Source organism: Pedobacter sp. Bi27 (genome assembly GCF_918698255.1).
Classification (GTDB): Bacteria; Bacteroidota; Bacteroidia; order Sphingobacteriales; family Sphingobacteriaceae; genus Pedobacter.
In genome coordinates this window covers 1,135,032-1,148,687 of the sequence record NZ_CAKKMW010000001.1, presented here as the reverse complement: position 1 = coordinate 1,148,687, position 13,656 = coordinate 1,135,032, and the positions used below count along the sequence as shown (strand labels likewise).

Genomic DNA, 13,656 nt, shown 5'->3' with positions numbered 1-13,656 from the left:
AATGAAAAAATATATATACGCATTTGCTGCCATTGCATGTTTAAGTTTTGCGCAGTCGTGTAAAAAAGATTCCGAATTTTTGGATAAGCAACCTACCAGTACATTGCCAATTGATGCGGTGTGGAAAGACCCTAACCTGGTGCTTACTGTGGTTGGCGATCTGTACGATCGTTTCCCTGATTTTCAGCGTATCGAATCATGGTGGTTATTTGCCGATTTTGATGAGGGTTTTGCTTCAGCAGGCGGCGATTATGGTCGCCACCAGAACCTGGAATATGGATACGACGCATGGAGATACTGGGATATGGGCGTTTACAAGCTGATAAACGACCTGAATCTGTTTATTAAACGTGGGCAGGAAGCTACAGCGCTAAAAGCCGAAGACCGAGACCGTTTTTTAGCTGAAGCGCGTTTTATCAGGGCCGGTGTTTATTTCGAGATGGTAAAAAGAATGGGCGGTGTTCCGCTGATTACTATTCCCCTTGCTTATGATTATAGCGGTGATCCAAGTTACCTGCAATATCCAAGGGCAAAGGAATCTGAAATTTATGATTTTGTGATTGCTGAACTGGAAGCCGTTAAAACCATACTTCCAGATAATGCAACCATACAAAGCAGGGCTACAAAAGCTGCGGCCCTCGCCATGGAATCGAGAGCTGCACTTTATGCAGGTTCAATTGCCAGATATAGCAATGCCCAATTAACCCTTCCAGGTGGAGAGGTTGGCATTCCTGCAGCAATGGCCAATGGTTATTTTACCAAAGCCTTAAATGCCGCAAAAGAAATTATCGATGGTGGTAAATATTCGCTTTACAAAAAGAACCCAAATCTGTCTGAAAATTTTGCGGCCCTTTTTACCGATAAAGGCAGCAATCCAGAGGTAATATTTGCTAAAGATTTTAAATTGAAAACCAATAAAGTTCATGGTTTTACAATCGATAACCAACCGCGCTCTTCTGCCGAAGAAGCACAGGGAGGAAGGTTAAACCCTTCGTTAAATCTGGTGCAATCTTTCGAAAAGCTAGATAATACCTATGCCTCTTTGGCTGCTGTTGATGGTAGCGGGAACCCGGTTTATTACACCAATATCACCGATATTTTTGCTGGCCGCGATGCACGTTTGGCCGGTACTGTAATTCTTCCTGGAACACAGTTTAAAGGTAAAACAGTGGATATATGGGCGGGCTATCAATTGGCCAATGGTACAATTGTAACGGGCGACAATTTTGCGCAGAGTAAAAGCAATGTACTTCCCGGTAACCCAGGTTCGGTGCAGGTAGTGGGTGGTGATGGTCCTGTTGATGGTCTGGAATTCAGCGCACAATCGGGATTTTACGTGCGTAAATATCTAGATCCTGCTACAGGCTCAGGCCAGATTGGCACCCGAAGTGAGGTATGGTGGGTCCGTTACCGTTATGCCGAAGTATTGTTAAATGCTGCCGAGGCTGCTTTTGAATTGGGCGATGCAGCTACTGCAGCCAATTATATTAAACCGGTAAGAGACCGTGCAGGATTAACCACAGCACTAAGTCCGGCCGATATTACTTTCGACCGGATCGTACACGAACGTAAAGTAGAATTCGCTTTTGAAGGACATCAGCTTTGGGATATGAAACGTTGGAGACTGGCCGATAAAGTATGGAACGGCAACAATATGTCGGTTGCTGATTTTACCAATGCCAGCAATATCGGTAGCGCAACACGCACCAGTACACAGGTGTTTGGTTTGTGGCCATATAAATACTATAATCCGGGCAATGCAAATCATTTAAAGTATGTTTTTAAGGTGGTTAAACCCAGCCGTGTAACGGCAGCACACCGTTTCCGTATCGGCAATTATTATTCTTCAATCGGGCAGGACGTACTAAATGGCAACCCAAAAATTATCAGAAACCCTAATCAATAATCAGATACAGACATGAAAAATAGATTTTATTTCATCATAGGGGCAGTTATAGCCGTATTGTTCTCTTCTTGTAAAAAAGATAATTACGAGGCGCCCGAGGCCGATTTTACAGGAAGGATCGTATATAAGGGCGAAGCAATCAATGTGCAGTACCGCCAGGTAAATTTCGAACTTTGGCAATCGGGCTTTGGCAACTACTCCGCATTAAACGTATATGTTAATCAGGATGGTAATTTTTCGGCTAAGTTATTTGATGGCAACTATAAACTGGTTTTCTCTCCGAACCAGGGTCCGTTTTTGTGGAAAAAGAATGCAGCCGGTAAACAAGATACCATAGCGGTAAATATTAGCGGTAACAAAGTGATGGACATTGAAGTAATGCCTTACTACATGATCCGCGGTGCTAGTTTAACCGCTGCATCTGGAAAAGTGAACGGATTCTGCAAACTGGAAAAAGTCATCACTGATGCCAATGCAAAGGATATAGAAAGTGTATCACTGTATATCAATAAAACACAGTTTGTAGATGGAGGTAATAATATCGGGGTACAAGAACTTAAAGGCGCAGCCATAGCTGACCTGAATAACTTAAGTATGAGTGTAAACATCCCTGCAATTGTACCTACGCAAAATTATGTTTTTGCGAGGATAGGGGTTAAAATTGCAGGAGTAGACGACCTGATTTTTACACCTGTAACCAAAGTAAGTTTTTAACCAAGGAAGGTGTTTTAGAAGTTAGATTTATAATTAAATGGATTTTTGAAGTTTCGTCATTCCCGCGCAGGCGGAATCTTAATGCACATGTAACTAATCATTAGGCATTAAGATTCCCAATCAGGTTGTTCCAAAGGAACTCCTTTGGAGGGAATGACGATCAATCGAAGCATTATTAATAATCACTATCTTACCCTTAACAAATCATCGTTATATGAAATATCTTTTCGCCTTTTTTTTATGCTTCTTTGTATTTTCTATAGGTAAAAACGTGTTTGCTAAGCAACTAAACGATACCCTTTACCTGGCCGATCCGACCATTTTCTTAGATAAAGGTGTATACTATTTATATGGCACAAGTAGCGATGAAGGTTTCCTGGTTTATTCTTCCAGCGACCTTAAAAGCTGGACCAAACCGACCGGAAAAAATAAAGGATTTGCATTAAAAAAGGGCGATGCCTTTGGGAGCAAGGGTTTTTGGGCACCTCAGGTATTTAAAAGAGGTAAAACCTATTTTATGGCCTATACTGCTGATGAGCAGATTGCCATTGCGCATAGTAATAGCCCAGGAGGGCCTTTTGTCCAGGAAGAATTAAAAGCAATTTCAGGCACAGGCAAGCAGATCGACCCTTTTGTATTTACCGATAAAGATGGAAAAAACTACCTCTACCATGTAAAGCTCGATCATGGCAACAGGATTTTTGTAACAGAACTGAAGGCTGATTTTTCTGATGTAATCCCTGAAACAACAAAATTTTGTTTATCAGGAACAGCAGCCTGGGAAAATACAGCGAAAACCGATTGGCCGGTAACTGAAGGGCCAACGGTAATCAAAAAGGAAAATCTTTACTATCTTTTTTATTCGGCTAATGATTTCAGAAATCCTGATTATGCCGTGGGTTATGCTACCTCAAACTCAGCTACCGGTCCATGGATAAAGTATCAAGGCAACCCGATTATCAGTAAAAAGGTATTGAAAATAAATGGCACCGGGCATGGCGATTTTTTTATGGATAAAAGCGGGGCATTACAATATGTTTTTCATACCCATCATTCAAATTATAAAGTATCACCAAGAGCTACGGCTATAATCAAAGCTGCCTTTATAAAAGAGAAAAATGGAAGTTTTTGCATGCAGATCGACCCCGAAAGTTTTCGGTTTTTAATGCAAAGTGCGGCAAAACATTTTAAGGATTAATTGATTGCATTTGTAGAAAAATTGAGATAAAAATAGACCGATTTAAGAAAAGAAATCACTTTTTTTAAGAATTAAGGAATGCCGCAGATCAAAAAAATATAAAAGACCTAAGAGTTTAAAAATGAATGCTTTGAAAATAAGATATCTGTTTGTCGCATTGTGCCTGTTAACCGTAGCAGGTTTACATGCACAAACATTTACCAATCCTTTATTGCCATCGGGTGCCGATCCTTATAGCTTTTATAAAGATGGTTTTTATTACTATACACATACTACGGGAAACCGTGTAGACCTTTGGAAAACCAAAACCCTGGATGGTTTAAAAGATGCGGAGCGGAAAACCATTTGGCGTGCACCTGCAGGAACCATGTACAGTAAAGAAATCTGGGCGCCCGAGGTGATGTTTTTAAGGGGCAAATGGTATGCTTATTTTGCAGCCGATGATGGGAGAAACGAAAACCACCGCATGTACGTTTTGGAAAATGCTTCGGCCGATCCGATGAAAGGCGAATGGGTATTTAAGGGCAAAATTACCGATCCGGCTGATAAATGGGCCATTGATGGAGATGTGATCGATTTTAAAGGCCAGTTGTATATGATCTGGTCTGGATGGGAGGGAGATGAAAACGGCAAACAGGAAATTTTCATTGCCAAACTTAAAAACCCCTTTACAGTAGAAGGTAAGCGGGTGAAGATTTCTACACCTAAATTTAGCTGGGAAAGAATCGGAGACCTTGGCGGAGGAGCACATGTGGATGTAAACGAAGGGCCTCAGTTTTTGCCGCACGGCGATAAAATATTTGTCATTTATTCGGCTAGCGGCTGTTGGACAGATTTTTATGCTTTGGGGATGCTTTCCGCCTCGGCTAAAAGCAATCTGCTCGACCCTGCCTCCTGGACAAAATTCGATCAGCCTGTTTTTCAGCAATCGCCAAAAGATGGCGTTTATGCGCCGGGCCATAACTCATTTTTTAAATCGCCAGATGGAAAAGAAGATTGGATCCTATATCACGCCAATGATAAACCGGGCCAGGGCTGCGGAGGTTTCCGCTCGCCCCGTGCCCAAAAGTTTAGCTGGAATGCCGATGGGGCACCAAATTTTGGAACTCCGGTGAAAGCTGGATTGAGTATAACATCACCATCAAACCACAATAAAAACTAAATCAGATATACCGATATGAACTTAAAAAACTACGCGCTACTTGCTGTCTTGAGCTTTAACATTAGCTTGGGTTTTGCACAAAAAACAAAAAAAAGTGCTGAGCCTGCAAAGGTTTGGTCGATAGAAAAAGCCAATGCCTGGTACAAAGAACATAAATGGTTAACAGGTGCCAACTACATTCCTTCCAATGCAATTAACCAGTTGGAAATGTGGCAGGCCGATACTTTTTCACCCGATCTGATCGATAAAGAACTGGGTTGGGCCGAAGGAATCGGTTTTAACACACTGCGTGTATTCCTGTTCAGTAAAGCCTGGAGCCAGGATCCTGAAGGTTTTAAAAAGAGAATGGACCAATTTCTAACCATTACCCAAAAACATGGTATTAAACCGATGTTTGTTTTTTTCGACGATTGCTGGAATAAAACTTCGGCCATTGGTAAACAGCCCGAGCCTAAAACGGGTGTTCACAATTCGGGCTGGTTGCAAGATCCCGGCGATCCGGCTTTTAAAGAAGAAGCCAATTTCCCTGAACTCGAAAAATATGTAAAGGATGTACTTACCCATTTTGCACACGATAAAAGAATTTTACTTTGGGATTTATACAATGAACCAGGAAATAGCGGAAAGTTAGAAGCCACCATACCTTTGTTAACCAAAACCATTAGCTGGGCAAGGTCAGTTAATCCCGATCAGCCGATTTCTATCGGATTGTGGAGCTGGGGTTTCGAGAAGCTTAACGAAATGCAGTTGGCCAACTCAGATATTGTAACCTACCATAACTATGAGGCACCAGACTGGCACCAAAGAACCATCGATCTGTTAAAAGCCAGCGGCCGGCCATTAATCTGTACCGAATATATGGCCAGATCGCGCAACAGCCGTTTCGCTAACATTTTGCCGATGCTAAAAAACGAAAATGTAGGTGCCATTAACTGGGGTTTTGCTGCAGGCAAAACCAACACCAAATATGCCTGGGATACCCCGCTTGCCGATGGATCTGATCCGATAGAGTGGTTTCACGAAATCTTTCAGCCCGATGGTACCCCGTACCGCCTGGATGAAGTTAACCTGATTAAAAAACTTAACAGCAAATAAATTATTGTCAGTAGGGAGATCCGAAAAAGAGCTTAATAAAAATTATTGTCAGTCTGTCCAAAGGACTCCTACGGAGGCGAAGACGAAGACTCTTAGTTGAAACAGAAATATTTGTCTTTCTACAGGCTATCATTGACAGGTTTCAGTAAAGGGGCGTCATTCCCGCGTAGGCGGGAATCTTAAGGCTTATTGCATTAAGATTCCCAATCGGGTTGGGAATGACGACTCCTCACAGCCTATCAATTCAAAAAAAATGTAATTCATATTGACTTTTACGAAACAAATAATCCATCAGGAAACTATTTCTTGCTTAAATTAACAATTTGCAAAATCCAACTTTAACACACAAATTTAAAACAATGAAAAAAAAAGTATCCATCCTTTTCTCGCTGCTGGGGCTCTCACTTTCCCTTTCTGCGCAGCAGCAGGACAAATCGTGGTCGATGGTAAAAGGGAAAATCTCTTCACCATGGGCCCAAGAAGTTAATTCTAAAAATGTGTTGCCAGAATATCCACGGCCGCAGTTTGAGCGTACTGGCAACTGGAAAAACCTCAATGGACTTTGGGATTATGCCATTTCCGCAAAATCACAACAGCCGGCAATTAACCAGGGTAAAATCCTTGTGCCTTTCGCCATAGAATCTTCACTTTCGGGTGTTGGCAAAACAGTAGGTAAAGATAGCTTGCTGTGGTACAAAACCAGCTTTACTGTACCGGCAAACATGAAAGGCAAAGAAATTTTGCTTCATTTCGGCGCGGTTGACTGGAGAAGCACGGTGAGTATCAACGGTAAAGAGGTGGGTAAACATGAAGGCGGTTTCGATCCTTTCAGTTTTAATATTACGCCTTTTTTAAACAAGAGTGGAAACCAGACTTTAACCGTAGAAGTTTGGGATCCGACGGATGAAGGCCCTCAGCCAAGAGGAAAACAGGTTAAAAAACCAGAAGGCATCTGGTATACTCCTGTAACCGGCATCTGGCAAACGGTGTGGATCGAGGCGGTAAACAAAGTGCGTATCGATCACATTAAAATAACGCCTGATATCGATCAGCAAGCGGTAGCAGTTACGCCATTTTTAACGGGTGCCGGTGCCGGAGATCAGGTTAAGGTTTCGGCTTGGGACGGCGCAACCAAAGTGGCTGAGCAGACCGCAGATGGCACTGGCGCAATCAGTTTAAAAATTGCGAACCCTAAACTTTGGAATACTAAAAACCCATTTTTATACGACCTGAAAGTTGAGCTGATCTCTAAAAACAAAAAGGTAGATGAGGTGAAAAGTTATTTTGCCATGCGCAAAACCTCAATGGGCAAAGATCAGAACGGTATTCAGCGTATGCTGTTAAACAATGAATTTGTTTTCCAGTACGGCCCCTTAGATCAGGGCTGGTGGCCTGATGGGCTTTATACCGCCCCAACAGATGCCGCTTTAAAGTTCGATGTAGATAAAACCAAAGAAATGGGTTTTAATATGATCAGAAAGCACATTAAAGTAGAGCCTGCACGTTGGTATTACTACTGCGATAAAGCAGGTATGCTGGTTTGGCAGGATATGCCAAGTGGCGACCTGGGCAACGGCTGGGAAAACCGCCCTGGTGTTTTAGACCATGGATCGGATAAAAACAGAAGTGCCGAATCCGAAGGATATTACAAGAAAGAATGGAATGCCATTATTGATGCACTTTATAATGTGCCTTCTATTGTAGTATGGACACCTTTCAATGAGGCTTGGGGGCAGTTTAAAACAGTAGAAATTGCCAAATGGACAAAAGAGAAAGATCCTTCAAGATTAGTGAATACGGCCAGTGGAGGTAATTTTTATCCGGTTGGCGATATTATCGACCTGCACAATTACCCACATCCGGCTATGCCTAGTCCTGATTATTTTGGAAAAGACTATGCCCTTGTGCTGGGCGAGTTTGGTGGGCTTGGTCTGCCTATTGATGGCCACGTGTGGCAACAGAAAAATAACTGGGGCTATCAGAGTTTTAAAAACAAAACCGATCTGTTTAATAAATACGCCCAGTTTACGAAACGTTTAGCAGAATTAATCCCACTAGGGCTTTCTGCCGGAGTATATACCCAAACTACCGATGTTGAAGTAGAAACCAATGGCTTGATGACCTATGACAGAAAAGATATCAAGTTTTCTGAAGCACAGATGAAAGCTTTGCACGATAAGCTTTATCAGATAAATGTGCCGGTGAAGCAATAGCTTATCATTTAACGCTTTTTGTTTTATCAGCATAATAAGGCGCTGCAATTGTGTCTGTAGATTATTAAATCATTGAGGCTGTATCCTATTTGTAATTTGTTCGATTTATCACGTTGGGCTTGTTGAAACGTCTTGTAAGACATTTTAACAAGCCCTTCGACCCAGCCGCCATTTACAGGTTCCAAAAGAATGGTCGTCATCTCGACTGTAGCGCAGCGAAATGGAGAGATCTTTGTACCAGGTTATTGAAATCAGATTTAAAAGATCTCTCCTCCAAAGGAGTTCCTTTGGAACACTACGATCGAGATGACGATACCTTCATTAGTGATTTTTAAGCAAACTCATATAAATGAGGATTAAGCAGCCCGCAAACCGAAAGGTACTTTGTGTAAGGAAATATGCTAATATTTCTTTACCCCTTTATTACCTGTTGTTTACCCTTTCTCTATACCAAGTTAACCCCAAGTTAACCCTATGGTTACCTTTTCTTTACCTTTTGGTTACCTAAAAGGTAAAGCCAGGCTCTCCTTTGGGGCTTTTTGTGGTGAGTCGATGTCGATGTTCCCCGCCAGCAAGTACCTTTAAGTGGTAATGAGTTATATTCGCCTTGCGCCGATTGAGAAACTTTAATTCATATGGAAAAAATCGTTATCTTTCGCTAGATAATGATCTTTGATTGCAGCAATTCTTCCTTAAGTTAACCAGATGAAACAACCCGATTTTTCCACTTTCCCTGTACTCGAAACCGACAGATTGGTCCTTCGCAGACTTTCGCTGGAAGATGCTCCTGTAATTTATCAATTGCGTTCGGATGTTGAAGTGGCTGCCTTAACGGGTAAGGCGCCCTTTCTTCATATTAACGAAGCCGTTGCGTACATCAATAAAATTGATAACCTGATCAATAATGATGAATCTATATACTGGGTTGCTTCTTATAAGGGTGATACCGCTATGATAGGTGCAGCCTGCCTCTGGAATTTTGATATTCAGAATGAGACCGTGGAACTAGGATATGAGTTGCTTCCGGATTTTCAAGGTAAAGGTATCATGGTAGAGATTATTACCTGCATACTCAGGTATGCATTTGAGGTAATGGGCATTAAAACGCTTGTTGCTTGCCCATCCAGTGATAACCCGCCTTCTGTAAAACTACTTGAAAAAATGGGGTTTGAAATTGTGCAAAGCGATTATCAAAATACACATGTCGGTGTTCCAGGCATGCTCACTTATATTCTTACTTCAAGAGTATAGATTTTGGCTACGGCCATAAAATTGAACATAAATAAATGTAGGCTAAACACAAATAAGAGTTTTAAGGGAAATGTTAACCCTTTTCCTTCCAGTCTTTAACCATCAGCTCATCACCCACACTGATGATTCCTGTTTGTTGATGAAGCAGGTTCTGCCCGAACATGATCTTTTTACCTACCGTACGGTAGCTGGCCAATGTTCTTAATGGTTCCTGCCCTTTTTCACCAGTTTGCTGATCGATGGTAATGAGTACGCATCTGGCACATGGTTTTACTGCCGAAAACAGTACGTCACCAATGTGAAAGGTTTTAAAACTATCTTCAATATGTGGCTCCCCGCCCGTAAAAACAAAATTTGGGCGGAAACGGTCCATTCGGATTGGATCGGCGAGCTTTTCATTTAGCCCATCGAGCGACGATTGGCCGATAAGCAGGCAGGGATAACCATCGGCAAAACTAACCACTTCATCATTCATAGCATAATCCCGATCAACCAATCTTTTCTCGGTTAAAGGCATTTTTACCAATCTAACCTTAAATTTTAGGAAATTGGAGAACCAATCACTTACTGTTTTGTTTACTTCAAGCGCGGTGGCGGTATCGTTCCATATTACAACGGATAACTGTTCGCCGGTATCTTCATCCAAAGAAAATGATATGCTTTGCTCAGGTAATGTTTTATGGGAAACGGTTAATTTACCATCCCCAATATTCACCTGAAGCATTGCCAGTTCAAAATGTTTCCGTTGGGTAATAAACATACCTTCAGCATCAACAAGCATCCATCTTCTGTCATATTGCAGGCCTTTTTCTTCAAGATGTGCTTTTTCAAGCCGGATACCGCCCAAAGATTTGATAGGATAAATATTGATTTCAGAAAGGATAAATTTGCTCATATTATCTGCAATTATAAAATTTCGATGTTCTTCTGTTCAAATGCCTCAAATATCTGTGCATTGATCATACTTCTGGTTAAGTCGGCTTTAGAAATATCCTTGCACCAGAAATAAATATTGATGGTACTGTTCAGCTTACTCACCGGGCTGATCATAATAATAGGTTCTTTGCTGATAAAAACATTGCTGTTCTCTACAATAATTTCCCTGATCAGGTTTACCACTTCAGTAGAATTAAAGGGTTTTGCAATCAATAAAGAAATATCAACCCGCATCTGGTTGTTACTCAGTGTCCAGTTGATGATGTTATTCGATAAAATAGAACCGTTAGGGATAATAATTTCGGCGCCTTCGTCGCTAAGTAAGGTACTGGAGCGTACGCCGATTTCCTTTACTCTTCCTTTTTTATTGCTCAGCTCCACAATGTCGCCAATTCGAATGGTTTTATCAAAAATAAGGATAATCCCCGATACAAAATTGCTTACAATATTCTGTAAGCCCAACCCAATTCCAACACCCAATGCACCAAGAATAACTGTGATTTTATCAATTGGCAGTCCGGAGGCTGCAACAGCGATTAAAAAACCACCAATTAATAATACCAAACGGGTTACGAGTAATTTCGAACGCTCTCCTTTGTTATCATCAAAACTGTCATCGCCTGTATCGCCAAAGAAATAGGCAATATATTTCTGCAAAAAGTTGGCAACCCAGATAATGCCCAAAAACAATACGATGCCGCCAAAGGTAAAAGAGAAATTGCCTATGGTTCTTTTTTGGGTGAGGATTTCCATTACCGATTCGTATAGTCCATTAAAAATATTCAGGTTGGTGGTAAATATTATAAACCAGATAATGGTAGCACCAATGCCGGTTAGCCTTTTAAGTCCGGTAATTACAGGCTGCCAATCAAAATACTCAGGAAATCCTTTACGGATCCTGCTGCTTTTCATCTGTAACAAAAAGGCCTCTACCAATACTTTGGCCAGGATGGTCAGCGATATGGCATTTAAAAGCGAGCTTACCCCGGTAGAATAAAAAATCTGCGTGAGGGTAAAGCGGCCAAATAGATTACAAAAGGTGGCAATGATGGCAAAGCCAACGTAAATAAAACCTGTGGTGAGGATCATTCTGTATCTTTTGGTTTTCTCATCGAGCATTTTCCATACCATAACCCCATAGGCAACAGCGCTGGTGGTTAAGAACAGCAGCAGCCAACGCTGGTATCTTGGTGGCATACCCAAAAGGCGTAAGAAAACAGGAGCAAGAAGAAGTACCACAAATATGCACCAATAGTAAAATAACTTTGAGTCTAGCTTTTTACGGAAAAATACAGTAAGCAAAATGGCCAGTATAATCTCTACAGCTTCTATGTAAAGTGCAGGCGCCCTCAGATCGAATATAGGAGCCAATGCAAACAGCATGATAAAAGTAATTAAATAAGGCTGCGGACTGACCAGTGAAAAACCATCAAGGGTTTCTAAACGGCCCCGCTGTTTTACGCTTCTAAAATTGAAAAATACCCAAAAGAAGAATATGGTACAGGTAAAAAGTAATAACAATCTACTGTTTCTGGTGTACACAAAATAATAGCCCGATATTTCTTGTTCTCCTTTAATAAACCTTCGGAAGCCCATGCTTTTATTGGCCCGTCTGTTTACCGTTTCCCACAAGTAACGGCGCTCTTTACCAAAAGCTTTAATGCTTACGGCATCGAGCTGACTATCGGTAAGGTACATCAACTCTTTAATATTGATGAGGTTGGAAGAGGTTCTGGCCTGCAGGTTGTTGATGGATAAAGTAGTCGTTTTTAGTAGACTATCCATCACTATACGTTTCTTCTTTAATTCTGCAAACTGCTCTTTAAACATAACCTGTATGGCAGGTACCGTAAATACTTTAATCAGTACGGTATCTTTACGCAGGTTAAGAATTTCTGTTTTTAAAGCCCGCAACTCCTTTTCATATTCATCAAGGTCTGACAAACAATCTTTATTATTGCTCTGTAGTTCTTCCAGCAGGGTTTGATCCATCTGCAGGTTTTGCAGGTTAGGGGATCTGTCGCTTTGCGTTAACCTGCTTTTAAGCAATGCCAGTGCAGCTTCATCCTGTGTTAAATGTGCTTCTATAGGCTTAAGTTTCTTAAATGAGCCAACGGTAACCGGAACTTTGTTTACGGTTTCAAATACTTTTTCCAGGTGCGCAAGATAATCGCCTTTGGTCAATGTAGCAGAATCCGAAAGAATAGATACATCCTGCCCCTTATCTACAGGCTTATCTTTCTGCGCAAACACATGGCCAGAAAAAAATAGGATAAGGAATAAAGATATTAAGTTCCGGATGGCTGGGTTAAAAGAATTTTGTGTTATCATTGAGCTTAAGCAGTATTGAATATTATCCTTTATGGGAATATAGGTTTCAAAAATAGGGATTAGGATTGATTTTACAGCCGGTGGTTTTGGCTATTTCATTTACAATAAACCTTAAAAAATGCGAGCGCATTAATGCCAGAGAGAATTTAATGAAATTTTATACTGTTGTTCAATAAAAATTAAATAATTTCAATTCAGCATTTGCTATTTACAAGCTTAAAAGCATTTAAATGACCTATCGTGAATAAATTTTTAATGAGATACATTTTTGCTTTGTTTTTATCAGGCTTTTCCATTTCGGTAACTGCACAAGCCACACGGCGGATTGTGAAAGATTTTGATTTCGACTTGAAAAAAGATACCATTTCCGTCAATAGCGATATGCGCACGCTGGAATGCAGTTTGTCTACGCAGCAGTATAAGAAAATAGTGAGCAAGACCATCACACGTCTTAATTTTGGCAATATGCTGGTGGCTACAAAAAAAGGTTTCGAGTTTTGGAACGATTACGGGCGATCGGGCTTTATAAGCGTGTTTGAATACAATAAAACAGCTAAAAAGATGCGGCTGGTAAAAATGAAAAGAACAGACTACGAGTTAAATGGCACATATTCGGGTGAAAACGGAGGTAACTCGAGTGTAGATCTGTTGACGAACAAATACAGTGCACATTTTAATGTGGTGCGCAACAATAAGATTGTTAAATTGCCCCTCATCACAGGCACAATGGTGTTCCCGAAAACGTATCTGCAAACCTTTGGCGATGATATTAATTTTAGCTACGAGGCGAAGTGTGTAGCCATTTACAACAGTTACCAGCTAAAAGATAAATAAAAACTGCAGGAGATTA

At 41.0% G+C, this 13,656-nt stretch carries 10 protein-coding genes; 8 read left to right on the top strand and 2 right to left on the bottom strand.

Annotated elements, in window-relative coordinates:
- Position 1 precedes the first annotated feature (1 nt).
- From LQ227_RS04640 to LQ227_RS04610, 7 genes are all read left to right on the top strand, one after another.
- Positions 2–1,906, top strand: a complete 1,905-nt coding sequence (locus LQ227_RS04640) for a RagB/SusD family nutrient uptake outer membrane protein (RefSeq protein ID WP_230145570.1) — start codon at positions 2–4, stop codon at positions 1,904–1,906.
- A 12-nt stretch (positions 1,907–1,918) separates the two neighbouring features.
- On the top strand, positions 1,919–2,620 hold the full coding sequence (locus LQ227_RS04635) for a DUF3823 domain-containing protein (RefSeq protein ID WP_230148448.1): 702 nt from the start codon (positions 1,919–1,921) through the stop codon (positions 2,618–2,620).
- A gap of 214 nt (positions 2,621–2,834) precedes the next feature.
- Positions 2,835–3,818: a glycoside hydrolase family 43 protein gene (locus LQ227_RS04630; RefSeq protein WP_230148446.1), complete on the top strand. Its 984-nt coding sequence runs from the start codon at positions 2,835–2,837 to the stop codon at positions 3,816–3,818.
- Between the two features lie 121 nt (positions 3,819–3,939).
- Entirely contained in the window at positions 3,940–4,980 is a 1,041-nt protein-coding gene (locus tag LQ227_RS04625; RefSeq protein ID WP_230148444.1) for a family 43 glycosylhydrolase, read from the top strand.
- A gap of 15 nt (positions 4,981–4,995) precedes the next feature.
- On the top strand, positions 4,996–6,075 hold the full coding sequence (locus LQ227_RS04620; protein ID WP_230145566.1) for a cellulase family glycosylhydrolase: 1,080 nt from the start codon (positions 4,996–4,998) through the stop codon (positions 6,073–6,075).
- 359 nt (positions 6,076–6,434) lie between these two features.
- Positions 6,435–8,288, top strand: coding sequence for a glycoside hydrolase family 2 protein (locus LQ227_RS04615; protein ID WP_230145565.1), 1,854 nt, complete (start codon positions 6,435–6,437; stop codon positions 8,286–8,288).
- Between the two features lie 705 nt (positions 8,289–8,993).
- The gene (locus LQ227_RS04610; RefSeq protein WP_230148442.1) at positions 8,994–9,539 is read left to right on the top strand and encodes a GNAT family N-acetyltransferase; all 546 of its coding nucleotides are present in this window, start codon (positions 8,994–8,996) and stop codon (positions 9,537–9,539) included.
- Between the two features lie 73 nt (positions 9,540–9,612).
- On the opposite strand, the gene LQ227_RS04605 is transcribed toward LQ227_RS04610, so the two are convergent.
- Positions 9,613–10,434, bottom strand: coding sequence for an MOSC domain-containing protein (locus LQ227_RS04605; protein ID WP_230148440.1), 822 nt, complete (start codon positions 10,432–10,434; stop codon positions 9,613–9,615).
- 11 nt (positions 10,435–10,445) lie between these two features.
- A complete protein-coding gene (locus tag LQ227_RS04600) occupies positions 10,446–12,806 on the bottom strand; it encodes a mechanosensitive ion channel family protein (protein ID WP_230148437.1) in 2,361 nt (786 codons plus the stop codon).
- Positions 12,807–13,061: 255 nt separating this feature from the next.
- Here LQ227_RS04600 and LQ227_RS04595 point away from each other — a divergent pair, with 255 nt between their 5' ends.
- A complete protein-coding gene (locus LQ227_RS04595; protein WP_230148435.1) occupies positions 13,062–13,640 on the top strand; it encodes a hypothetical protein in 579 nt (192 codons plus the stop codon).
- The last annotated feature ends 16 nt before the right edge of the window (positions 13,641–13,656 follow it).

What these genes read in the sequence shown, in the direction of transcription:
- LQ227_RS04630 (WP_230148446.1), top strand. Translation starts at nt 2,835, where the DNA reads ATGAAATATCTTTTCGCCTTTTTTTTATGCTTCTTTGTATTTTCTATA.
- LQ227_RS04605 (WP_230148440.1), bottom strand. Translation starts at nt 10,434, where the DNA reads ATGAGCAAATTTATCCTTTCTGAAATCAATATTTATCCTATCAAATCT.
- LQ227_RS04620 (WP_230145566.1), top strand. Translation starts at nt 4,996, where the DNA reads ATGAACTTAAAAAACTACGCGCTACTTGCTGTCTTGAGCTTTAACATT.
- LQ227_RS04610 (WP_230148442.1), top strand. Translation starts at nt 8,994, where the DNA reads ATGAAACAACCCGATTTTTCCACTTTCCCTGTACTCGAAACCGACAGA.
- LQ227_RS04615 (WP_230145565.1), top strand. Translation starts at nt 6,435, where the DNA reads ATGAAAAAAAAAGTATCCATCCTTTTCTCGCTGCTGGGGCTCTCACTT.
- LQ227_RS04640 (WP_230145570.1), top strand. Translation starts at nt 2, where the DNA reads ATGAAAAAATATATATACGCATTTGCTGCCATTGCATGTTTAAGTTTT.
- LQ227_RS04600 (WP_230148437.1), bottom strand. Translation starts at nt 12,806, where the DNA reads ATGATAACACAAAATTCTTTTAACCCAGCCATCCGGAACTTAATATCT.
- LQ227_RS04625 (WP_230148444.1), top strand. Translation starts at nt 3,940, where the DNA reads ATGAATGCTTTGAAAATAAGATATCTGTTTGTCGCATTGTGCCTGTTA.
- LQ227_RS04595 (WP_230148435.1), top strand. Translation starts at nt 13,062, where the DNA reads ATGAGATACATTTTTGCTTTGTTTTTATCAGGCTTTTCCATTTCGGTA.
- LQ227_RS04635 (WP_230148448.1), top strand. Translation starts at nt 1,919, where the DNA reads ATGAAAAATAGATTTTATTTCATCATAGGGGCAGTTATAGCCGTATTG.